1 protein-coding gene is annotated in these 304 nt (G+C 33.6%); it reads left to right on the top strand.

Going from position 1 to position 304, the window contains the following annotated elements; all coding sequences use genetic code 11:
- Window positions 1–261, top strand: a 261-nt coding sequence (locus ACX6XY_RS30175) for a DUF3440 domain-containing protein (RefSeq protein WP_460337831.1), incomplete at its 5' end; no start/stop codon positions are given.
- Window positions 262–304: the final 43 nt, after the last annotated feature.

Raw genomic sequence — 304 nt, 5'->3', positions numbered from 1 at the left:
AAAAATCTAGAGATACAAGCAGACTTCCTAGGTAAACCACAAAATAACCGAGTATATACTAATCCAATGGAAATCGTTCGTTTTAAGGAGTATCCAGACGATTTGAAAATCAAAGAATTCGCAAGCGTTCCTACCTACAAACGAATGTGTATTGCGATTTTAAAAAATGATTATACCTGTAAATACATGGGATTCGGCCAGACAAAGCTAGAATTAGAGAAGCGAAAAAACGCATTAGAGAAATATAATAATATTTTATGAGGTGAAATAATGAATTATAAAAGCCCAGTGTATAGTGTCACCC

It is taken from the genome of Streptomyces sp. O3 (assembly GCF_054788135.1).
Note: the sequence above shows the minus strand (reverse complement) of the source record. Positions and strands in the feature narration are given on the sequence as shown.